23 protein-coding genes are annotated in these 21174 nt (G+C 58.8%); 3 read left to right on the top strand and 20 right to left on the bottom strand.

Going from position 1 to position 21174, the window contains the following annotated elements; translation table 11 throughout:
* Positions 1-214 precede the first annotated feature (214 nt).
* The 15 genes from ftsH to ruvC form a co-directional block, all read right to left on the bottom strand.
* Entirely contained in the window at positions 215-2128 is a 1914-nt protein-coding gene (gene ftsH, locus GFB49_RS13120) for an ATP-dependent zinc metalloprotease FtsH (protein ID WP_153216345.1), read from the bottom strand.
* A 78-nt stretch (positions 2129-2206) separates the two neighbouring features.
* Positions 2207-3502: a tRNA lysidine(34) synthetase TilS gene (tilS, locus tag GFB49_RS13115; protein WP_246149721.1), complete on the bottom strand. Its 1296-nt coding sequence runs from the start codon at positions 3500-3502 to the stop codon at positions 2207-2209.
* Positions 3493-4311 (bottom strand): tol-pal system protein YbgF, encoded by an 819-nt coding sequence (gene ybgF, locus GFB49_RS13110; protein ID WP_153216344.1) that lies wholly within the window; start codon positions 4309-4311, stop codon positions 3493-3495. The genes tilS and ybgF overlap by 10 nt, the downstream gene beginning before the upstream one ends.
* An 11-nt stretch (positions 4312-4322) precedes the next feature.
* A complete protein-coding gene (gene pal, locus GFB49_RS13105) occupies positions 4323-4844 on the bottom strand; it encodes a peptidoglycan-associated lipoprotein Pal (protein WP_343032582.1) in 522 nt (173 codons plus the stop codon).
* A 118-nt stretch (positions 4845-4962) separates the two neighbouring features.
* Positions 4963-6288: a Tol-Pal system beta propeller repeat protein TolB gene (gene tolB, locus GFB49_RS13100; protein ID WP_153216342.1), complete on the bottom strand. Its 1326-nt coding sequence runs from the start codon at positions 6286-6288 to the stop codon at positions 4963-4965.
* Positions 6285-7460 carry an energy transducer TonB gene (locus tag GFB49_RS13095; RefSeq protein ID WP_343032570.1) on the bottom strand — a complete coding sequence of 392 codons (1176 nt, stop codon included), beginning with the start codon at positions 7458-7460 and terminating at the stop codon, positions 6285-6287. Before GFB49_RS13095 ends, tolB begins: the two co-directional genes overlap by 4 nt.
* A 2-nt stretch (positions 7461-7462) precedes the next feature.
* Positions 7463-7945 (bottom strand): protein TolR, encoded by a 483-nt coding sequence (tolR, locus tag GFB49_RS13090; RefSeq protein WP_153216340.1) that lies wholly within the window; start codon positions 7943-7945, stop codon positions 7463-7465.
* 15 nt (positions 7946-7960) lie between these two features.
* The gene (gene tolQ, locus GFB49_RS13085; protein ID WP_153216339.1) at positions 7961-8653 is read right to left on the bottom strand and encodes a protein TolQ; all 693 of its coding nucleotides are present in this window, start codon (positions 8651-8653) and stop codon (positions 7961-7963) included.
* A gap of 105 nt (positions 8654-8758) precedes the next feature.
* Positions 8759-9157: a tol-pal system-associated acyl-CoA thioesterase gene (gene ybgC, locus GFB49_RS13080; protein WP_153216338.1), complete on the bottom strand. Its 399-nt coding sequence runs from the start codon at positions 9155-9157 to the stop codon at positions 8759-8761.
* A 31-nt stretch (positions 9158-9188) separates the two neighbouring features.
* A complete protein-coding gene (gene thpR / locus GFB49_RS13075; protein ID WP_153216337.1) occupies positions 9189-9734 on the bottom strand; it encodes an RNA 2',3'-cyclic phosphodiesterase in 546 nt (181 codons plus the stop codon).
* Positions 9735-9742: 8 nt separating this feature from the next.
* On the bottom strand, positions 9743-10408 hold the full coding sequence (locus tag GFB49_RS13070) for a hypothetical protein (RefSeq protein ID WP_343032569.1): 666 nt from the start codon (positions 10406-10408) through the stop codon (positions 9743-9745).
* 301 nt (positions 10409-10709) lie between these two features.
* Positions 10710-11015, bottom strand: coding sequence for a nucleoside triphosphate pyrophosphohydrolase family protein (locus GFB49_RS13065; RefSeq protein WP_153216336.1), 306 nt, complete (start codon positions 11013-11015; stop codon positions 10710-10712).
* Between the two features lie 8 nt (positions 11016-11023).
* Complete coding sequence (gene ruvB / locus GFB49_RS13060; protein ID WP_153216335.1) at positions 11024-12058, bottom strand: Holliday junction branch migration DNA helicase RuvB; 1035 nt, start codon at positions 12056-12058, stop codon at positions 11024-11026.
* Between the two features lie 6 nt (positions 12059-12064).
* Positions 12065-12754 carry a Holliday junction branch migration protein RuvA gene (ruvA, locus tag GFB49_RS13055; RefSeq protein WP_153216334.1) on the bottom strand — a complete coding sequence of 230 codons (690 nt, stop codon included), beginning with the start codon at positions 12752-12754 and terminating at the stop codon, positions 12065-12067.
* Positions 12751-13248, bottom strand: a complete 498-nt coding sequence (ruvC, locus tag GFB49_RS13050) for a crossover junction endodeoxyribonuclease RuvC (RefSeq protein WP_153216333.1) — start codon at positions 13246-13248, stop codon at positions 12751-12753. The genes ruvA and ruvC overlap by 4 nt, the downstream gene beginning before the upstream one ends.
* A 239-nt stretch (positions 13249-13487) precedes the next feature.
* Here ruvC and GFB49_RS13045 point away from each other — a divergent pair, with 239 nt between their 5' ends.
* Complete coding sequence (locus tag GFB49_RS13045; RefSeq protein ID WP_214644962.1) at positions 13488-13706, top strand: DUF1127 domain-containing protein; 219 nt, start codon at positions 13488-13490, stop codon at positions 13704-13706.
* 144 nt (positions 13707-13850) lie between these two features.
* Here GFB49_RS13045 and GFB49_RS13040 read toward each other — a convergent pair whose 3' ends face one another.
* The 4 genes from GFB49_RS13040 to GFB49_RS13025 all read right to left on the bottom strand — a co-directional run bounded on the left by GFB49_RS13040 (position 13851) and on the right by GFB49_RS13025 (position 17231).
* Entirely contained in the window at positions 13851-14195 is a 345-nt protein-coding gene (locus GFB49_RS13040; protein ID WP_153216331.1) for a hypothetical protein, read from the bottom strand.
* Between the two features lie 109 nt (positions 14196-14304).
* Positions 14305-15171, bottom strand: a complete 867-nt coding sequence (locus GFB49_RS13035) for a 50S ribosomal protein L11 methyltransferase (protein ID WP_153216330.1) — start codon at positions 15169-15171, stop codon at positions 14305-14307.
* 67 nt (positions 15172-15238) lie between these two features.
* Positions 15239-16474 (bottom strand): MFS transporter, encoded by a 1236-nt coding sequence (locus GFB49_RS13030; RefSeq protein WP_153216329.1) that lies wholly within the window; start codon positions 16472-16474, stop codon positions 15239-15241.
* Between the two features lie 172 nt (positions 16475-16646).
* A complete protein-coding gene (locus tag GFB49_RS13025; protein WP_153216328.1) occupies positions 16647-17231 on the bottom strand; it encodes a hypothetical protein in 585 nt (194 codons plus the stop codon).
* A gap of 218 nt (positions 17232-17449) precedes the next feature.
* On the opposite strand from GFB49_RS13025, the gene GFB49_RS13020 reads away from it, so the two are divergent.
* A complete protein-coding gene (locus GFB49_RS13020; RefSeq protein WP_153216327.1) occupies positions 17450-17878 on the top strand; it encodes a hypothetical protein in 429 nt (142 codons plus the stop codon).
* A gap of 52 nt (positions 17879-17930) precedes the next feature.
* Here the strand turns inward: GFB49_RS13020 and GFB49_RS13015 are convergent, their stop codons facing one another.
* The gene (locus GFB49_RS13015) at positions 17931-20141 is read right to left on the bottom strand and encodes a primosomal protein N' (RefSeq protein WP_246149720.1); all 2211 of its coding nucleotides are present in this window, start codon (positions 20139-20141) and stop codon (positions 17931-17933) included.
* A gap of 180 nt (positions 20142-20321) precedes the next feature.
* On the opposite strand from GFB49_RS13015, the gene fsa reads away from it, so the two are divergent.
* Positions 20322-20975: a fructose-6-phosphate aldolase gene (gene fsa / locus GFB49_RS13010; protein ID WP_153216325.1), complete on the top strand. Its 654-nt coding sequence runs from the start codon at positions 20322-20324 to the stop codon at positions 20973-20975.
* Positions 20976-21174 lie beyond the last annotated feature (199 nt).

Below are 21174 nucleotides of genomic sequence, written 5' to 3'. Positions count from 1 at the left end.
CTCCCGGGTCTTTTGTTTAAAAAGCTGTTCCCACAAGATGACCCAGCCCCAACGGAAATCAATAGCCCAGCCCGCCGCAGGTGATCCTGTCGCAGGGCCCGCCCCAACGCGCCCACCGCAGACCGGGTCGCGCCAGCGACACGGGGCTGCTCAAACAGCAAACCCCGCGCCACAGGCGCGGGGTTTTCAATGTAACAACAGTTGAGCTCAAGGATCAGCTGGTGGGCTCCGGCTCCAGATCCCCATCAGGCGAAGATTTCTTTGGCTTTGCCTTCGGGATCGCCGTGACCGATGCGTTGCCCTGATCGGCCCCGTCATCTTCGTCATCGCCTGAATGCGGCGGCTCACCCCGCATCACCCGCTTGATCTCTTCACCGGTCAGTGTCTCATATTCCAACAGACCCTGCGCCAGGCGCTCAAACTCTTCCTTGTTGCTCTCAACGATCTCGCGAGCCTGTTCATAGGCCTCCTGGATAAAGCGTTTCACCTCATCCTCGATCATCTCTTTGGTATTGGCCGACACCGAGAAGCCGCCGGTATTGCCGGAATAGCCCTCATGCGCTTCCGCGTAATCGATGTTGCCGACCTTATCGGACATGCCCCAGCGCAGCACCATAGCACGGGCCAATTGGCTGGCCTGCTGAATATCACCAGCCGGACCGTTGGACACATGGTCTTCGCCATATTTCAGAATCTCGGCAGCTTTACCCGCCATGGTCATCGCCAGTTTCTGCTCGCACTCATCCTTGTGCCAGTTCAGACGGTCCATTTCCGGCAAGCTCATCACCATGCCCAAGGCACCACCGCGTGGAATGATCGTCGCCTTATAAACCGGATCGCATTTTGGCAGTTTCAAACCCACCAAAGCGTGGCCCGCTTCGTGATAGGCGGTCATTTCTTTCTGCTCTGGCGTCAAAACCATGGATCGGCGTTCAGCGCCCATCATGACCTTATCCTTGGCGTTCTCAAAATCTTCCATGGTGACAAACCGGCGCCCCACACGGGCAGCCATCAGCGCGGCCTCGTTCACAAGGTTCGCCAGATCCGCACCGGAAAAACCAGGTGTCCCACGCGCAATGATACGCAGATCCACATCCGGGCCCAGCGGTGTCTTGCGGGCGTGGACACCCAGGATCTTCTCCCGGCCTTTGATGTCTGGGTTCCCAACGGTGACGTTTCGGTCAAAACGACCAGGACGCAGCAGAGCCGGGTCCAGAACATCGCGACGGTTGGTCGCCGCCAGAATGATCACGCCTTCATTGGCTTCAAACCCGTCCATCTCAACCAAGAGCTGGTTCAGCGTCTGTTCCCGTTCGTCATTGCCACCGCCGTAACCGGCACCACGATGGCGACCCACCGCGTCGATCTCGTCGATGAACACAATACACGGCGCGTTTTTCTTGGCCTGTTCGAACATGTCGCGGACACGGCTTGCACCAACACCGACAAACATCTCGACAAAGTCAGAGCCAGAGATGGTGAAAAACGGAACACCCGCCTCACCCGCGATGGCTCGGGCCAAAAGGGTTTTACCGGTGCCCGGAGGGCCCACCAGCAGCGCGCCTTTAGGGATCTTGCCGCCCAGACGAGAGAACTTCTGCGGGTTGCGCAGGAATTCAACAATCTCTTCCAATTCCTCTTTGGCTTCGTCGATCCCCGCGACGTCATCAAATGTGACACGACCGTGCTTTTCGGTCAGCATCTTTGCCTTGGATTTGCCAAAGCCCATTGCGCCGCCTTTACCGCCGCCTTGCATCCGGTTCATGAAATAAACCCAGACACCGATCAGCAAAAGAAACGGCAGCAATGTGATGATAAAGCTCTGAAGCCCTGATTGCTGCTGTTTCTCAGCCCGCACCGGAATGCCTGCTTCGATCAGCATCGACGTGACTTCTGCGTCCGTCGGCTTGATGGTGACAAAGTTCTGACCATCCGAAGTTATGTAACGTACCTGTTCGCCATCCAGCGTCACGCTCGCAACCTCAGCATTGTCGACAGCGCTCACAAAGTCGGTGTAGGTGCGTTCACGGCTTTGCAGTGTGCTGCCGGATCCGCTGAACAGGTTGAACAGCGCCATCACCAGCACAAACAAAACAACCCAGAAGGCGATATTTCTTGCATTGCCCAAAGGAAAGATCTCCCAAAATTTCAAAGCACGCGATCGCGGCCCTGCCTTGTCTCTAAAATAGGGATACTGAGCAGAGGTTCAATGCGTTAAAAACGACGTGTACAATGCTTCTTCGGATCTTGTAAGGGCCGCGTTCCATCCATTTTCAAATCCAGCGACCGGCGCGGCGATTAATTGATCCTCGTCCCAGATGGCAGGTGTGGCGTGCAGCACCTCTCTGGGGCATCCCAAGTCGCGCCAGTTGGTACAGTCACGCAGCCCCTCGTCCGCCAGAGCGCGCACCTGATAGTTATCCGCCACCCCACCATAGACCAGCCATCGCGCATCCCAGGGCTGCCCGAGCGGCACCGCGCAATTGCGCAGGGCATTCAACTCGCGAAACAGCCAGGCTTGTTCATCCTTGATCAGAATCCGGCAGCCCGCCACCGTATGTCCGCCGCCCAGTTTGACCACCTCGCGCGCATCCACCATGGCCTTGCGGCGCGGCACATATTCGCCGCCCGTCAACCATTGGATGGACGCGGCCAACAAGCGATGCGCAATCTCTACCGGCAGGACTCGAAATGCCCTGCGGCAAATCACAACCGCCCCAAATTGCACGTCCAAGACTTCGCGCGCCGCAAGAAAACTGTACCATTCCAGAGCCTTACGAGCCTGCGTCAGATTTTCCGCAACCGAAGCAAAGACCGTCGGTGAGACGCCGATACTCTCCAGAACAGCCAAGGCCTTGCGGGTGCGCACACGTTCGAACTGGTCATTTTCATTGCTCGGATCATCGATCCAACCAATCCCTTCGGCGCGCAAAACCTCGCGCAGCTCGTGGCGGCGCAGCGACAACAAAGGCCTGCGAAACTCCACGCCACCCACAGTGCGCCGCTCTGGGATGCCCGCCAGACCATTCACCCCCGCCTCGCGCCGCATCCGCATCAAAACCGTTTCGGCCTGATCATCCGCCGTATGCCCCAATGCCACGATCGGGATCTTTCTCTGCTGCGCCCAATGGCTCAGCAAGTTGAACCGCGCATCTCGCGCCTGACCCTGTAGGTTGCCAATCCGCCGCACATGGTCCCACGTCAGAACGGAGTGTTCAAAACCAAGCTCGGCGGCAAAGCGCGCCACCGCGTCAGCCTCAGCCGCCGCTTCGGATCGCAAACCATGGTTCACGGTTGCGACAGAAATTTTTACGCCCCGATTACAAAACGCGGTCTTTAGGCCCAACAAAAGTGCTAACGAGTCGCTCCCGCCAGAGACAGCTGCGCCAATATGCTCCGGCGGATGGGCCATCGAGTCGGTGATGGCGGCGACCAGCTTGTCTTTTGCGGCCACCGTCTCATGTGTGGGAACAGGGATCGGAGAGCGCGGACTTAGGGGCAAGCGAGTTTCACCCTTTCCGCTTCGGCTGTTGTGACCACCGGAGACGTCGGGAACCGCACAGCAATCTCGCTCAGGGTAATGCAGGCCTGTTCCTGCTGGTCCAAACGTCCGAGCGCCGCACCCAGCTCAAACAACGATTCTGCCGCCTTGGGTCCAGTTGCATTGCCGCTAAAGGCGGCCAGATATGCCCGCGCAGCTTCCCGCGTATCGCCCAGCCCGTCCAACGCTTTGCCGCGCTGGAACGCTGCATCCACGGCCAAGGGGCTGCCAGGATACGTCTCGTTAAACAGGGCAAATTTCTCCGCCGCATCCGCAAACGCACCGTCAGCCAATGCCTGTGTCGCCGCGTCAAAGTCCAGACGTTCCCCGACGGCAAGCTCATCACCAGCGTCTTCAACAACAGGTTCCGGTGGCGTGGCCGTTGCGGCCTCTTCACCGCCAAGTGTTGAGGTTTCGCCCAATTGGCTGATATCGCCCCCTTCCAGCTCGACCAGGCGGAACTCCAGATCACCGATCCGGTTGGTGCCATCCGCGATGACCCGATTGACGCGAAAATCCAGCTCTTCGGTTTTGGCCGTCAGGCGCTGCAACTCGGCCTCAATTGCCGTAACACGATCCAGAACTGTATCGCCGACCAAACCGGTTGACGGTGCACCTGTTGTGGACAGCTCACGTTTTAACTTTTGGATCTCAACATTTAGGACAGTAAGCTCTTGGCGGATATCCGCCAATGTCTCTGCATCTTGTGCAGAGACAGGCGCAGTAAACGCTACGCTTAAAGCCAGGGCCAAAGAAGGAAACAACCGCATCATCACCGCTCCTAGCTGGTAAAGCCGCCCGCGATCACCGTCACTGCACGACGGTTTTTCGCATAACACGCCTCTGCCGAGCAGATCTCAAGCGGGCGTTCTTTGCCAAAGCTCACGGTTTTGATCCGACTTGCGGCCACCCCGTTGGACACCAGGAATTCTTGGGCTGCGTTGGCGCGACGCGCGCCCAGACCCAGGTTGTACTCCCGCGTGCCTTGCTCATCCGCGTGACCTTCGATGGTCAGCGTGTATTCTGGATTGGCATTCAACCAGCCGGCTTGTGCTGCCAGAATCGTGCGCGCCTCGGGGCCTAGATCATGCTGATCCACAGCAAACAGAACCCGGTCCCCAATCGTTTGCTGGAAATAGGCAGGGCTGTTCGGAGCTAACGCCCCTGCGCCAGTTCCCGCGCCTGCTCCGGCTCCGGCAGCAGAGCCGCTGCCAAATCCATCATCGCTCCAGCCGGTGGCGTTGCTACATGCCGCCAGCCCCAAAACCGCGAACAAGCAAATCGCCCGCTTTGCACCACTGATCCCCATTTGCCTCACCTTAAATGCCATTGTTTCCTTTGTCCCCGCCACGTTAACACGACGGGTTACCGTTAACTATCTTTACTGCGACCCTAGCCCCAAGTGGTGCAAAAAGTCGCCCTTAATTTTGCAGCGGTGACCATGCCGGATCCGAAGCCCCATCAGGCGTACGCACTGGACGCAAATTACGTCCCGAGATATCCACCGAGTATAACGTCGCGCGCCCGTTGGCCCCTTGGGTTTCCCGGGTGAACATAATCACCCGCCCGTTTGGAGACCAGGTCGGCCCCTCATCCAGGAAAGATGACGTCAACAATCGTTCTTCGCTGCCGTCGGTCCGCATCACACCAATGTGGAACCGGCCTTTGTTCTGTTTGGTAAAGGCGACCAGATCCCCCCGCGGCGACCAGACCGGCGTGCCGTATCGCCCGTTGCCAAAGCTGATCCGGCGCGCTTCGCCGCCATTTGCAGGCATGACATAAAGCTGCTGACTGCCCGAACGGTCGCTTTCAAACACAATCTGGCTGCCATCCGGCGAATACGACGGGGCCGTTTCAATTGACGGCGCGCTGGTCAGCCGCACCAGCTGCCCGGACGTGATATCCATCCGGTAGATATCCGTATTGCCTCCTTGGGACTGCGAAAACACAACCGTACGCCCATCCGGCGCAAAGCGGGGCGCAAAGCTCATTATCCCGTCATTTGGCGACAGGATCCGCCGCTGCAGCCGCGTGATATCCAGCACATGCACCTGCGGAAAGCCGCTTTCGTAAGAGGTATAGAGCACTTGATCCCCATTGGGCGAGAACCGCGGCGCCAGCACAATGGCGGAAGAGTTGGTCAGATACTGAACATTCGCCCCATCATAATCCATCACCGCCAGACGTTTACGCCGCTCGTTCTTGGGACCGCTTTCGCTGACAAAGACGACGCGGCTATCAAAATAACCGCTTTCGCCGGTAACCCGGGAATAGATCGCATCTGACACTTTATGCGCCATGCGCCGCCAACCGTCGGTGTTGCCGGAAAACTGCAAACCCTCTCCCAGCGTGTTCTCTCCAAAAACGTCATAGCCGTTAAAGCGCACCGTCAGGCGGTTGCCGTTGACACTGACACCGCCGGTGACCAGAGCCTGCGCATTGATCGCCTTCCAATCGGCATATTGCACCGGTGCATCAAAGCTTGTGACGCGGGAGATATGCGCGCTTGCCGGGATCTCGCGAAACAGGCCCGTGCCGGACAGATCCGCCGCCACAACACGTGCGATCTGCATCGACAGATCCGCAGCCGCACCGGTTTCCGCGACAAAATCAGGAACCGCAAAGGGCAAAGGCTCAATCACACCATCGGTGATTTCAATCCGCAAGGGACCGTCCTGCGCCAAAGCCACAGGGGCGGGCAACAGCGCCGCTGCTCCAACCAACACAGCTGCCAGAAATTGTTTCATCTGTTGCGCATCCTCTCTGGATTGAACGTCATTTCTATATCGCGCCATTGCGCGTATTTTTCAGGGGGAAGATCAAACCCCCGTGCCCCGCAGCGGATAATTGCCCGCCGAGCGGTCTGAAAGGCCTGTTGCGCCGCCGCGGCGGATCCGCCGGTGCTTGAGAGCATGCGGATACTGCCTTGATCCGGTTTGCCATCCTGCGACAGGGATACACCAACAATCACCGTGGTTCGCAGCGCTTCACTGGAAAGTGATCCAACGTTCCAACAGCCTGAAACCGCAACGCGCAACGCATCCCGTTCTCCACTGGTCAAGGGCGGCCCCGAGGGTTCGGGGGCTTCGACATCTGCGCCACCGGCCAGAGCTTCGGCCAAAGCATCACCAACAGCGTCCGCACGATCGGCAGGCGCATCCGGTTGTGGCTCTGGCTCAGGTGCTGTTTCCGGCGCAGGGTCTGCCGGAGCTTCGGCCACCGTTGGTTCGGGCTCGGGGGCCGGGGTCGGCCGACGCGGGCGGGCAATCGGGCGAACGGACTGCGTTGGTGCAGCGCTGGCCACTGGGGAGTCGCTTTGATTTTCCTCGGTCACAATGCGGTCACTGGCCGCCTCAGGCGCCGTTGCCTCTTGGATCTCCTGTGGGGTCTCGGACCCTTCTTCAGGCGCAATCTCAGGCTGGGCAACCTCGGCCGGAGCCACATCCGGCGGTGGCGGGGCCACAGGTACAGGGGCCACCCGGTCCACCTGCGGCCCTGCATCCGGGCGTTCCGCCGGTCGAATGGGCGTTGGCAGATCCGGCACCTCGACAGGAGCTGGTGGTGTAATTTCGGTGAGCGCTTCTGGCTGCACGTCCGGCAAAGGGTCCGGGCGCTCATCAACCACAGGGTCTGGCGCAACTGGGGTCACCGGATCAGGCGTCGCAACGTCGAGCTCATCCGAAGGAGGCGTCGCAACCTCCGGCAGGCTGGCCGTGTCTGGCACCGCCAATGTGGCAGGTTCAGGCGAAAGATCGGGGGCCGCCACTTCTTGGCTCAGCCGTGCGAACTCAGCCGCGCTGATCAAGCTGACTTCTTGTACCTGGCTGGGCAGCGGTTCTGACGGAAACCAAGCGCCAAAGAACACCCAGCTCATCAAAAGCCCATGTGCCGCAACAGAAATTTTGGTTCCGGTCTGCACCGTTACTGACCCGCCGTATCCGCACCATCAAGCGCAGGGCCGCCCGTATCGGTCACCAGCCCCACATTGGCAAATCCACCTGCGTTCAGCGCACCCATCACCTGCATCACATCCTGATAGGCAATCGCGCCATCCGCCCGTAAAAATATCCGGTCGCTTTCGCGTTCCGCCGCAATGGCCCGTAAGCGCACCACCAGTTCATCACGCGCAACCGGAGTTGTCTGGATCTGCACCTCGCCGGTGGCTGTCATAGTCACCGTCAGCGGTTCCTCGTCATCACCGGGCAACGCGCCAGCGGCGGTTTTGGGCAGCTCCACCGGCACGCCCACGGTCATCAACGGTGCCGCCACCATGAAGATGATCAACAAAACCAACATGACGTCCACAAATGGCGTAACGTTGATCTCCGCCATGGCTTGGGACCGCCTGCGTTTGCGCCCGCGCCGCCGGTTGCCCTCTGACTTGCCCTGAACCGCTGCACCCATCGTTTCCCCTCCGGCTCAGCTGTCAAGCTGACGGCTAAGGATGGTCGCAAACTCATCCGCAAAGGCTTCATAGCCGCCAATGATCCGATCACTGTCTGCGCTCAGCTTATTGTAGAAAATCACCGCCGGGATCGCAGCCAACAGCCCCAGGCCGGTGGCCATCAGCGCCTCGGCAATGCCAGGGGCCACAACGGCCAGATTGGTGTTTTGCTGCTCAGCAATCTCGATAAACGAGGTCATGATGCCCCAGACCGTGCCAAACAATCCGATAAACGGCGCGGTGGAGCCGACAGTGGCCAGAACCGACAGGCCACCCTGCAACTCTTCGACCTCTTTGGCGATGGCCACATCCATCGAGCGGTCAATGCGCGCCTGCGCGCCCGCAATCAGCCCACCATCGTCCCGGTGACTGCGGTGCCATTCGCTCATCCCCGCAGCAAAAATCCGTTCAGACCGCCCAGCCGGATTGGCTCCCAAGGTCTCAAACAACCCATCCAGCGGCTTGCCCGACCAAAAGGCCAAGTCAAACTGCGCCGCCTCGGCACGGGCCGCGCGATAGGTGATGATTTTCTGAATAATGATGCCCCAGGACCAGATCGATGCCACGATCAGCATCAACATCACCAGTTTCACCGTCACGGTTGCCCGCGCAAACAGCCCCCACATGGAGAAATCAATCTCCTGTGCCAGCGCCAAAGAATGTTCCATAGACCTGCTCTATCTTGTGTTGGCCATATTTTCGGCCTTATTTGGCCACAGGCTACCGCAGATCAATGGCAAATTCCATCCACAGCAGGGCCGCGCCGAAATTTGTTACCGCAATGCGCGAATCTCTGCCGGAAGCCGTGTGGGGCGGCCTGTTTCCAATGCAAGCGCCACAATTGTGACCTCTGCCTCAAACAAGGACGTCTCAGCCCGCTTCACGGTTTGTTTCAGGATCAGCCGCGCCGGGGTGATCTCTTGCGGTCGGGTCTCGACCACCAGTTCCTCGTCGAACTTGGCCGGGGCCAGAAAATCCGCATTGACCCGCCGCACCACATAGACCTCTCCGGCCGCGCGCATGGCATTTTGATCCACCCCAAGGGCGCGCACCCAATCGCTGCGGGCCCGTTCGATAAAGCGCAGGAAATTCGCGTGATAGACAATTCCGCCCATATCGGTGTCCTCATAATAGACACGGATCGGAAACTGGTGAAGGGCGTCTTGGGACATGGGCATCGCTCTTGAATTGGGTGCGCCTGTTTTATCCGCCCAAAGGATATTCCGCCAGAGGTGTATAAGTTGGCCCCTCGGGGGACAGTACTGACTGGTAAAGCGTGAACTCTGTGATCGGCTGCAACGACCAACTGGTTGCCCCCCAATCCGTCAGGTACCGCGCCAACTGCTGATCCGCGTCGATGTCCATTCGACGGGGAAAGCGCACCAGGGTCATATGCGGGCGAAAGCGTTCTCGGGGCAAGTCGATCTCAGCCCGCCGTGCCGCCTGCCGAACCGCGTCCCGCAAGGCGGACAAGGTGGGGTCTTCGGCAACCATTGCGCATAACACGCGGGGGCTGTTTCCTCCCATCACATCAATATGGTCAACCCTGAGCGCCAGCTCAGGCGCGACGATCTCCGCCATTTCATGATGCAGCGCTTCCAGCGTTGCAGGCTCTTGGTCGTCCAAAAAGGCCAGCGTCAGATGGAGGTTCTCCGCCGCCACAAGCCGCCCAATCCGCAGTGCGCCCTGAAGCCGTTCGCATTGGTCAAGATCCGTGTCAGACAAGGGCAGGCCGACAAAGGCGCGCATGGCTTAGGCTACTCCCCTTCGCTTGGTTCCACCTTGACCGGGGCTTGCAGCCGGGCGAACAGCCGCAGCGCATGGCTCTTGTCATCGGCGGCAGGCGGCATCATCCGATCATAGGCTGCGGCAATCACGCCAGCAATCTCGGGCCGCAGGATGGTGGCACCTGTTTCGGGCAACACCGCCAACGGAGACATATCGGCAAAGGCCTGATCGCCCCACATCACAATGGTTTGCACAGCTTGGGTCAACGCCAACGTTTCTGCCGGGATTTTAGCCAGGTCACTGTTCATACAAAGAAAGACAAAAGCCGCCTGGATCGCGCCCTGGTCATCAAAGCGAAAGGCCCGATATTGGCTGGCCTTGGCGGCCGATAAACGCGCGACCAACGGACCAAGATCCGGGATCATCCGCCCCAGGTCCGGCACCTCCAGCAATTCCTGCCAGTCGCGGAAGAAAAACACCATCAGGTTTGCGCCCAGCTCAGGATCCGTCTCAGCCATCTGATGCCCGGCAAGGGTTGCCACCGCCTCAAACGCGCCTTTCACGGTGACAAGGGTTTCATCCTCAACCCCAAAGACAATCGGTGCAATAGGCCGCCCCCAGCGGGCAAAGGCGTATGATCCATCCGCGCGGGTGAACAGCTGTTCGATCTGGTCCGGGCTATAATTGGGTGTCACGGGCTATGGCTCCATTGGGGTCGGGCAAAACTGGCTGTTGTCTATGCACGGCACCTTGCAAACCTGCAAGGGGTGAACAAAGAGAGGTACCGCAAATACTCCCGCCCCTTCCCCATGCCCGGCTGCGCCGGACCCGCAGAAGCGTTGGGCCAAGCGCCGCTAACGCGGCGCGGTTGCGTCTCTGCGCCAATGGTGCGGCAAACGCCCCGCCGCGCCGCAGGCGCGGCGCCTGGCCCAACGGGAGGAGATCATCCAAAGATGATCCCCGACGGGCGGGAGAGCTCGTCACCAAGGGTACAAACTACTCTAAGTACTGGCCCCATTTACGCATGACCGCCTGCGAAACATCAATGTCCTCCCACCGGGCAAATAGCAAAATCTGGGCAAACAAATCCGCAACTTCATCCTCCAGCGCCCTGCGCAATTCGTCGGGCGCAGCCTCGCTTCGACCCTGTCCCTTGAGCTTTAGATAGGCAGCCTGCAATTCCCCCAGCTCCTCGCCAAGCTTGGCCAAATGCCAGACCGCATCACGCTCAATCTCAAAGCGCGCCGCATATACATCCGACACTTTCTGCGCCACCTCAGACAGCTCTTCCAAATTACCCATTTCAAACCCTACCCGGAAAACAAATCGCTTTGCGACTTTGGCGGTGCGATCCCCAAATGCATCCAGGCCTTTTGCGCCAACATCCGCCCTCGCGGGGTACGCTGGATCAAACCTTGCTGCAACAGATAAGGCTCTATCACCTCCTCCAGCGCATCGCGGCTCTCTGATAGGGCCGCTGACAGGGTCTCAATCCCCACAGGTCCACCACCGTAATTCTCGGCGATCAGTTTCAGATACCGCCGGTCTGCCCCATCCAGCCCGAGCTTATCCACCCCCAACCGGGTTAAAGCCCCATCGGCCAGCGCCTGGGTGATCCTCCCATCGCCCTCGACAACCGCAAAGTCCACCACGCGGCGCAACAGCCGGCCTGCGATCCTTGGGGTGCCGCGCGCGCGCCGCGCGATCTCTCGAGCACCGGCATCATCTGCAGGCGCGCCCAATTTTCGCGCATTGCGGCTGACGATCTCAAACAGCTCATCCACCGTATAAAACTGCAGCCGCGTGGGAATGCCAAAGCGGTCACGTAAAGGTGTCGTCAACAGGCCCATCCGCGTGGTCGCACCGACCAGTGTAAAGGGTTGCAACTCGATCCGCACCGTGCGCGCCGCCGGCCCTTCGCCAATCACCAGATCCAGCTCAAAATCCTCCATCGCTGGATAGAGCACCTCCTCAACCGCCGGGTTGAGGCGATGGATCTCATCGATGAACAGGACATCCCGTGCTTCCAGGTTGGTCAAGATCGCCGCCAGATCGCCAGCCTTGGCCAAGACCGGGCCCGAGGTCATGCGGAAATTCACCCCCAGCTCACGCGCGACGATCTGCGCCAGCGTGGTTTTCCCCAGACCCGGCGGCCCATGAAAGAGCGTGTGATCCATCGCCTCCCCGCGCTGCCGGGCGGATTGAATAAACACACGCAGGTTCGCGCGTGCCTCTGCCTGGCCAATAAACTCCCCCAGACCTTGGGGGCGCAACGCGCGGTCTGCCTCCACCGCGCCATCTTCGGGCAAGGGTGCGGCGCGCAATGTGGGATCTGCATCAATCATGGCTGGTTATCCCTTTGGCGCCAAAAGCTTCAATGCAGCCCGGATCAAACCCGGCTCATCCGCATCAGGATTGTCACCGGCAGCCTCCGCCACGGCCGCTGCCGCCTCAGACGGGCCATACCCCAGATTGCCCAAAGCAGACAGCGCGCCGGCCGAAGCTGCGGCCGCCCCAGTGGGGGCTTTGGGCTTGGCAGCTTTGCGTTTCTTCGGCGCGGCCACGGTATCGGCGGGATCCACCACCTCCAGGTCCACCCCCTCCATTGCTTCGGTGACCGTGCCACCCATGGCCATCACACCGGGTGCTTTATCCTTGAGGTCCAGCACAATCCGCTGCGCCGTTTTGGGACCGACCCCTTTGGCGGCTTTTACACTGGCCCAGTCGCCCAAGGCGATTGCCCGGCTCACCCCGTCTGGCCCCAATGTGCCCAGGATCGCCAATGACACCTTGGCCCCCACCCCCTGGACCGAAGTCAACAGCCGGTGCCATTCCTTTTCCACCAGCGACGGGAAACCATAAAGCTGCATCAGATCCTCGCGCACCACCATATCAGTGTAAAGCGCCACGGCCTCGCCCACCGGCGGCAGGCTGGCCAGAGTCCGATCCGAGCAAAAGACGATGTATCCAACACCGCGCACGTCGATCAGAACGTGGTCCAGCGCCTTGTAGTCCAGCCGCCCTGTCAGCTTGCCAATCATGCGCGCACCTCTTTCAATTGTCGTTGCTGGGTGCCGCCATAGTAGGCATGGCAAATCGCAATCGCCAGCGCATCCGCAGCATCCGCCCCTTTGGGCGCACAGCCCGGCAATTGCAGTTTTACCATATGCAAAACCTGCTCCTTTTCCGCATGGCCCACGCCCACAACCGTCTTTTTGACCCGGTTTGGTGCATATTCCCCAACGGGCAAACCCGCCTTGGCCAGCGTCAACAAAGCCACGCCCCGCGCCTGCCCCAGCTTGAGCGTACCCGCGCCATCTTTGTTCACAAAGGTCTGTTCAATTGCAGCCTGATCCGGTTGGAACGCATCGATAACTTCGCTCACCTGGTTATGCAGGGACAGCAGGCGTTCCCCAAGGTCATCGCCGTCCGAATGGCACAACCCGTTGGCCACATGGCTCAAACGTGTCCCTTGTGCGGTGATCACACCCCACCCCAGGGTGCGCAACCCCGGATCAATGCCCAATATCCGCATCTCTGCCCGGCCTTATATGTTTGTTTTTGTTGTCCTACGATAAGCACAAAAAGAGAACATGTCCAATTGCTTTTGCCGCACCAGCCTCCAGAGACATGCACAGTGATCATAGGAGACATGACATTTCTACCGCTTGTTCAAACCCATAATCGTCCTTATCTCCGGCCGATCTGAATTTGTAACGTTTTTATGACGTCGCGATGACACTCACGGCGCGACGGACAAGAAAGGACACGGCAATGGCAGCCTTGAATTATGCCTCCTCGACCCGTGGCCCTGCGGGACCACTCACTGTTCTGGCAACCGCCGCCCGCGGTATTGCGCATTGGATTCTTGCAGTGCGCAAAGACGCGTTGTCGCGCCAGCAGTTGTTGGCAATGAACGAACGCGAGCTGGACGATATCGGTCTGACCCGATGCGACATCGACCGCATCGGTCGTCACCGCAGCCCGTTTTAAGCCCGCAGATCGATCCCCAAATCGATGCAACCGATATGCAAAACGCCGCCCCCGGCTTCTCCGGGAGGCGGCGTTTTTGTAATGTGGTGCAGCACTTTGCGATGCACGAAATGAAAGACTTTTGACAAATTCCTTCAAGTAAACTTATTGCAGCACGGTACCCATCTTATTGGCGACCAGAGTGCTGAGCGGATCGGCCTGCATCACAAAGGCCCCAACCTGTTCAACCCCGGTTCCATCTTGTAACCGCGCAACACGCTCGTCATAGCTGGACGTCCCCAAAGACACCATCAGGAAGCCTTTGAACACGACAAAGCCCAGCAGAAACACGGCCATTGGCACCCAGGCAACCCGACGCTTGGCCTTGCGCGGGGTAATCACGATCAACCCATCAGAGCGCAGCTTGGCATCATAGCCAGCGCTCATGCCTTTATACTTACGCTCCAGACGGGACAGTCGGGACCGGAACTCACCAATGTGTTCACCCATATTTGCCTCCTAACCTGTCGCACAAAGGACGTGACGTGCGAAATCTCTAACGGTTAAGCGACTATACCAAAGTTTGTTAAAATTCGGAGCGAATTAGGTTCAAACGGCCTTACTTCTGCAAAAGCAGCGTCGTCCATTCACCAATCACATCGCGCTTCACAAGATTAATTCTATTCTGAGAATAAACCTCGATCACCTCATCGGCCTGTTCGTTAAGAATCCCGGAGAGAATCGCATAACCACCTTGGCGCAGATGCGCCGAAACATCCGGAGACAGCGCCACCAGCGGCCCTTTGAGGATATTTGCAAAGATTAGGTCAAAGGGCGCTTTGGCGGCCAGATCCGGATGGTCAAACCCTGCGGCCTCCACACATTGGACCGCACCATCCATATCATTGGCTTTGAGGTTGGCAATCGCCACTTCCACCGCAACTTCGTCAATGTCGGATGCGATAAATTCACCGTCCCAGACCCGCGCGGCAGCCATGGCCAGAACAGCCGTGCCACAACCGATGTCGGCCACTTTCTTGCCCGCGAACCCCTCGCTGACCAGATGATCCAGCGCCAGAAGGCAACCCAAGGTGGTCCCGTGATGGCCGGTGCCAAAGGCCATCGCCGCTTCGATCAACAGGGGCACACTGCCCGCGGGCACCCGGTCCGCGTCATGGCTGCCATAAACAAAGAACCGCCCCGCCTCGACCGGCTGCAGCTCGCGTTTGACATGCGCGACCCAATCGGTTTCCGGCAGTTCAGATACGGCAAAGGGTTTTGCGCCGTGAATGGTCGCCAACAGAGCCAGACCCGCTTGATCCGGGGCCTCGATAAAGTAACCGCCCACTTCCCACAGGCCCGACCCATCTTCGACCTCAAACACGCCCACGCCCGTGGGTTCCGGGGTCAATGTTTCCATCGCATCCCCCAGCGCCTCGGCCTGGGCTTTTCCGGTCAATGTGGTCAGGGCAGTAAAAGTAGGCATGGCGGATCTCCTGAAACTCTGCCCCCGCGCCTAGGACGCAGCGGGGCAGAGGTCAAGCGGATTTGCCTTATTCCGCAGGGGCCGTGCGCTGCCACATGGCAAAAACGGTCTCATTGCCCGGTTCCGGGTGACGCGGGATCAACAAAGCCAGCGACAAAGAGACCAGCGCCATCCCCGCAGCCAAGGCAAAGACCCAGCCGGGCGCAAAGACCCACAGGATCCCCAAAGGCACCGGCAGCGCCACAGCCGCAATGTGGTTGATGGTAAAGGCCACCGCGGCAGTAGGCGCAATATCGGCCGGATCCGCGATCTTCTGGAAATAAGTCTTCAACGCCAGCGCCATGGCAAAGAAGATGTGATCCACAACATAAAGGAACGCTGCAACCAATACGCCCCAGCCAAACCAATAGACCCCACCATAAGCCGCAAAGACGATGGCAAGGCCCGCGTATTCAACAATTAACGTCCGCCGTTCGCCAAATTTGGACACCAGTTTCCCCAGCATCGGCGCAGCCACGATATTGATAATCAGGTTGATCAGATAGAGGCGCGTGATTTCATGCACTTCGAACCCGAATTTCTCCACCATCATGAAGCCTGCAAAAACCACAAAGATCTGCCGCCGCGCGCCTGCCATGAACTGCAGCGCATAATAAAGCCAATAGCGTTTGCGCAGGATCAGCTTCTTGGTCTGCGGTGTGGGGGCTTCAAACTGCGGAAAAGCAAAAAGACAGAACAGCGTCAGCAGCACGGTTGCCCCGCCTGCTGCCATGTAAACAATGTCATAACTCAGGTCCATCGGCTTCCACAGCCGTTCAATTGCCAGATAGACCACCAGTGTGGCAACCGATCCTGCCGACAATAACCACCCCAACACCTGCGGTGCGCGCTCCTTGCTGAGCCACTGCAACTGCAGCGATTGGTTCACCGTCTCATAGTAATGAAAGCCAATCGACGACAGGAGCGTGATCATCAAAATGCCGCCCATCGAGGGGAACCAGGCTGTCACCGCCGTCGCGGCCCCCAACAGCAGCAATGAGAGCACCGCCAGGATCTGTTCGCGCATGAAGAGGATGATAAAAATCACCCCGATCGCCAAAAAGCCCGGGATCTCCCGCACGGTATGCAACAGACCGATATCGCGCCCATCAAACTGCGCCACTTCGATGACAAAGTTGTTCAAGAGCGCAAGCCAGGCGTTAAAGGCCAAGGGCATGGCCAAAGCCATCAAAAACAGCAGCACAACCGGCTGACGCCACCGCGGCAGCTGATCTACATCAGAGAGGGAGACTTGTTTAAACATGGCTCCCCCATACGCCCTTTTTCAGATACTGGCGAGAGGGGGACGCCTGCACAGCCCTCTCTGCAAAAACGCGCAGCGGGTGCCAATGCCCCATAAACCAAGATCTTACAGCGACTTGGCCAATAGGCACTTAACACCACAAACATTGTACCGATACGCGCGCGGCGTAGTTTCATGATGCCAAGTGAGGAAATCTCTTAACAATGACAGCTACGATTTCTTTTGCTTCTGCTAGAGAGATCTCGGAGCCGAACCTGAGTAATTCTCCAGAAAAATCCAGCGTTCCGGTTTTTGAGCACTCAAACTCTATCCTCCCATCAGCAAATGGTGGCCACCATTTGGGCCCGCGAGACCAATATCCATGCTGCAAATCACCTGTGCGCACCCTGGTTGAATGGCAACAATCCCTTGAAAATCGGCGTCCGGATGAAAACAGACCGGCTTGTCGACGGAGATGAATGTCTTGGTTGGCAAACTCTGCAATCTCATACCCCCAAAAAAACCAGCTACAATTCCATACAAATGCAATCAGAGAAGAGCTCCAAAGCGCAGAGATCACCACAACCTCTCCCCACCCTTTTCCCAACAGCGCGCTTTCAACTAAGGAGACCGCAAACCAACTTGTGGCAACAAGACTACAAAACGTCGTCACCAATCCCATCCAGTGGCGTCGCGCCGGCGCAATCACTTCAATTTTCTCCTCGAACTCCACCATTTTTACCCGACCGATCTGACGCGTTACGACGGTGTCACTCATGACAGTTCCAATGCTTCGCTGCTAAAATCACCAGTCACTTCATGTCATTCCACCCGAGCCTACAAGTTAAGAAACCGTAAACGACAGAGCATCTGTTGCAGAAAAGGATTTACAGCATACCCACAGGCTGTCTCCCTGAAATAAAACGGAAAACAACTATGCGTTGACAACCTGTCAGGAATTACACGAGGGTACACGCAATCATTGGGAGCAAAGTCATGAAGCTATTGATAAACCTAACCGCAGCCGGTTGCACTCTACTTGCAGCAGCAAGTCACGCTGAAGGCACAAAACCCCAAGCAACACCGCCCTCAACGTCTGCGGAAACACATTCCCTAGATCGACAACTTGCGATCGCCGCCGCAAACCGAGACGCGGTGACTCTTGCCAATTTGTTTGGAGAAAATGGGAAAACAGACACGGATTATATGGTAACAGCCCACATTCAGGGCTTTAAACCCTATGAAGACAAAGTCGCGCGCGCCATCGAAACCGGAAAGGTTTCTGTGGAAGAAGGCGTCGCTGCAATTTTTGCAGCCCGCGTATCGACCAAGGCCTGTTTGTTAGAACACCTTCAAGCAGAATGCGAAATTGTCGGAAAACAACCTCAGGCTGAACTCAACGAACTGGCAAATCGTTTAGACTAACGAGCGGTGCGCCGTAAATAGAGATGCCTGAGCTGTTGCCCCTGGGCAGGCATCAAAAGAAATTCTGCGGGTCGATGTCCACGTTCAGGCGCAGATCTCCCTTTAATCGGACCGGTGCCAGCCAGCGGGAAATGGCATCTTGCAGCGCCACGCCCTTGTCCGCCTTGATCAAGAGCCGCACACGGTGTCGGCCTCTGACGCGGGCGATGGGGGCTGGGGCCGGACCAAAGAGCTGCGCGCCGGCTTGCATTAACGGACCATTGTTTCGGGCCAGATGATTTCCCAGATCAAAGACCTGCGCCAAGTCGGTGCCGGACAAAACAATGCCCGCCATTCGCCCATAAGGCGGCACGCCTGCGATGCGGCGTTGTTCGGCCTCGGCGCGCCAGAATTCTTCTTCGTCGCCTGACAGGATCGCGCGGATCACTGGGTGTTCGGGCTGAAAACTTTGCATCAGGGCAACGCCCGGACGTTCTGCCCGACCCGCACGCCCCGCCACCTGGCGCATCAGTTGAAAGGTACGCTCGCCTGCGCGCAGGTCGGACCCTTGCAATCCCAGATCCGCGTCAATGACACCCACCAGAGTCAGGAGCGGAAAGTTATGCCCTTTGGCCACCAGCTGCGTGCCCAGAATGATATCCGCCTCCCCGGCCGCGATCTCCTCGATCCGGGCCTTCAGCGCGCGGGCCGACCCAAAGAGGTCCGAAGACAGCACCGCAATCCGTGCGTCGGGAAACAGGCCGGCGGCCTCTTCGCTCAGCCGTTCGATGCCGGGGCCCACAGGGGCCATCTTGCCCTCGACCCCACAAGATGGGCATTCGGTGGGGACAGGCTTGGTTGCGCCGCATTGGTGGCACATCAACCGCTTCATAAAACGGTGTTCAACCATGCGGGCATCGCAATTGTCACAGGCCACCTGGGTCCCGCAAGCGCGGCAGATGGTGACCGGTGCAAAGCCACGGCGGTTGAGGAACAACAGCGATTGCTCCCCCCGTTCCAGCCGTTCTGCCATCGCCTCTTTCAACGTTGGCGAGATCCATGTGGAGGGCTGCAGCGCCTTGCTGCGCATATCAACCGCGCGCATTTCCGGCAGAACCGACGCGCCAAAGCGCGATTTAAGATCCAGCCGTTTGTACTTCCCAGCTTCCGCATTAGCCCAGGTCTCCAACGAGGGCGTGGCCGAGGCCAGAACCACCTGCGCCGAACACATGGCGGCCCGCAACACCGCCATGTCACGGGCGTTATACATGACGCCTTCGTCTTGCTTATAGGATGTGTCGTGCTCCTCATCGACAATAATCAGGCCCAGATCCCGATAGGGCAGAAACAATGCGGAGCGCGCACCAATCACCAGCTGCGCCGCCCCCTGCCCGACCATCCGCCAGACCCGGCGACGTTCCGTCATCGTGGCCCCGGAATGCCATTCCGCAGGGGTTGCGCCAAACCGTGCCTCCACCCGCTTCAAAAACTCGGCCGTCAGGGCAATCTCCGGCAGCAGCACCAAGGCCTGCCGCCCCTTGCGTAGGCAAGCGGCCACGGCTTCCAGATACACTTCGGTCTTGCCCGACCCGGTGACCCCTTTCAAAAGCGTCGTGCCATAGGCGCCGCTGTCGACCGCTTTGGCCAAAGCACCCGCTGCGGCCTCCTGATCTGCTGTAAGCGTTTTGCCAGGCAGCTCCGGGTCCAGATGCGGATAGGCGGTGTCGCGCGGGGTCTCCACCTCGATCAGGGCCTGTTGTTTGACCAGACCTTTGACAACCGACGGGGTGACGCCTGCCATCTCTGCCAGCTCTTTGGGTGTGAATGCCATCCCGCCGAACTCTTCCATCACCGCCAGAACCCGCTGGCGGGCATCGGTCATGCGATCGGGCGCGGCGCTGCCAAGCCGCAGGATCTTGCGCATCGAGGGGGGATCCGACAGGCCCGGCGCACGGGTGGCTAGCCGCAGCATTGCTGACAGGGGCGTCAACGTGTAATCCGCCGCTTTGCTCAGAAAGGCACGCATTTCATCGCGCATCGGGGCCACATCCAGCACCCGGATCACGCTGCGCAGTTTTGCCAGGTCGAAATCACCGCTGCCCGGCCCCCAGATCACCCCCAGAACTTTGCGCGGGCCCAATGGCACCTCAACAAAGGCACCGCGAAAACAACCATCCGCAGGCGCTTTGTAGTCCAATAGCCGGTCCAACGGTTGGCTGGTCAGAACCGCCACGCGGGCGCCTTCTGGGAAAAACTCAGGCGTATCTGCGGTGTTTGGGGCCAAGACGGGTCCTTTTCTAACAGTTTCACGGCGGCCGCATGAGATCATCCCCTCAACTATCCCTCATTCATGTTTCCGCTAACGGAAAAACACGCTGGGACAGCCAAACGGGGTTTTCGCAGGGCTCTCTATCAGGTAAAGGCAAGTTGAACCGAGGCCAAGCCACGAGAAGGACCTGAAGGTATGAAATTCTTTGTAGACACCGCCGAAATCGACGCGATTGCCGAGTTGAACGACCTGGGCATGGTTGATGGTGTAACCACCAACCCATCGCTTATCAAGAAGTCGGGCCGCGACATTATCGAAGTGACCAAAGAGATCTGTGATCTGGTTACAGGCCCTGTCTCTGCTGAGGTCACGGCTGTGGACGCCGAGACCATGATCGCCGAAGGCCGCAAGCTGCTGGAGATCGCAGAAAACATCACCGTCAAAGTGCCGCTGACCTGGGATGGCCTGAAGGCCTGTAAGACCCTGTCGGACGATGGCCATAAGGTCAACGTGACCCTGTGTTTCTCGGCCAACCAGGCGCTGTTGGCGGCCAAAGCGGGTGCAACTTTCATCTCGCCCTTCATCGGTCGTCTGGATGACATCAACCTGGATGGTATGGAGCTGATCGAAGACATCCGCACCGTTTATGACAACTATGGCTTTGAGACCGAGATCCTGGCGGCTTCGATCCGGTCGGTGAACCACATTCTGGACAGCGCCCGCATTGGTGCCGATGTGATCACCGCCCCGCCCGCCGTGATCAAAGCAATGGTCAACCACCCGCTGACCGACAAAGGTCTGGCTGCGTTCCTGGCGGACATTAAGGCCGCCGACATCAAGATCCTCTGATCCGCAGCAAACAACCGAGATTTGAACGGCGCGCAACTATCGGCTTGCGCGCCGTTTTGATTTGGACATCCGGCCGCAACCATGCCCTCCCGCGCAGCGCTGGTGTCAGCCATCCCTTCGGTCTGCCTGCCCGCGACCCTTGGGCCTGGCAGCCCGCGCCAAGGCGCAGGCTGCGGTTGCGCCCAGAACCAAAGGGGAC

This window comes from Tritonibacter litoralis (assembly GCF_009496005.1).
Taxonomy (GTDB): Bacteria; Pseudomonadota; Alphaproteobacteria; order Rhodobacterales; family Rhodobacteraceae; genus Epibacterium; species Epibacterium litoralis.
Note: the sequence above shows the minus strand (reverse complement) of the source record. Positions and strands in the feature narration are given on the sequence as shown.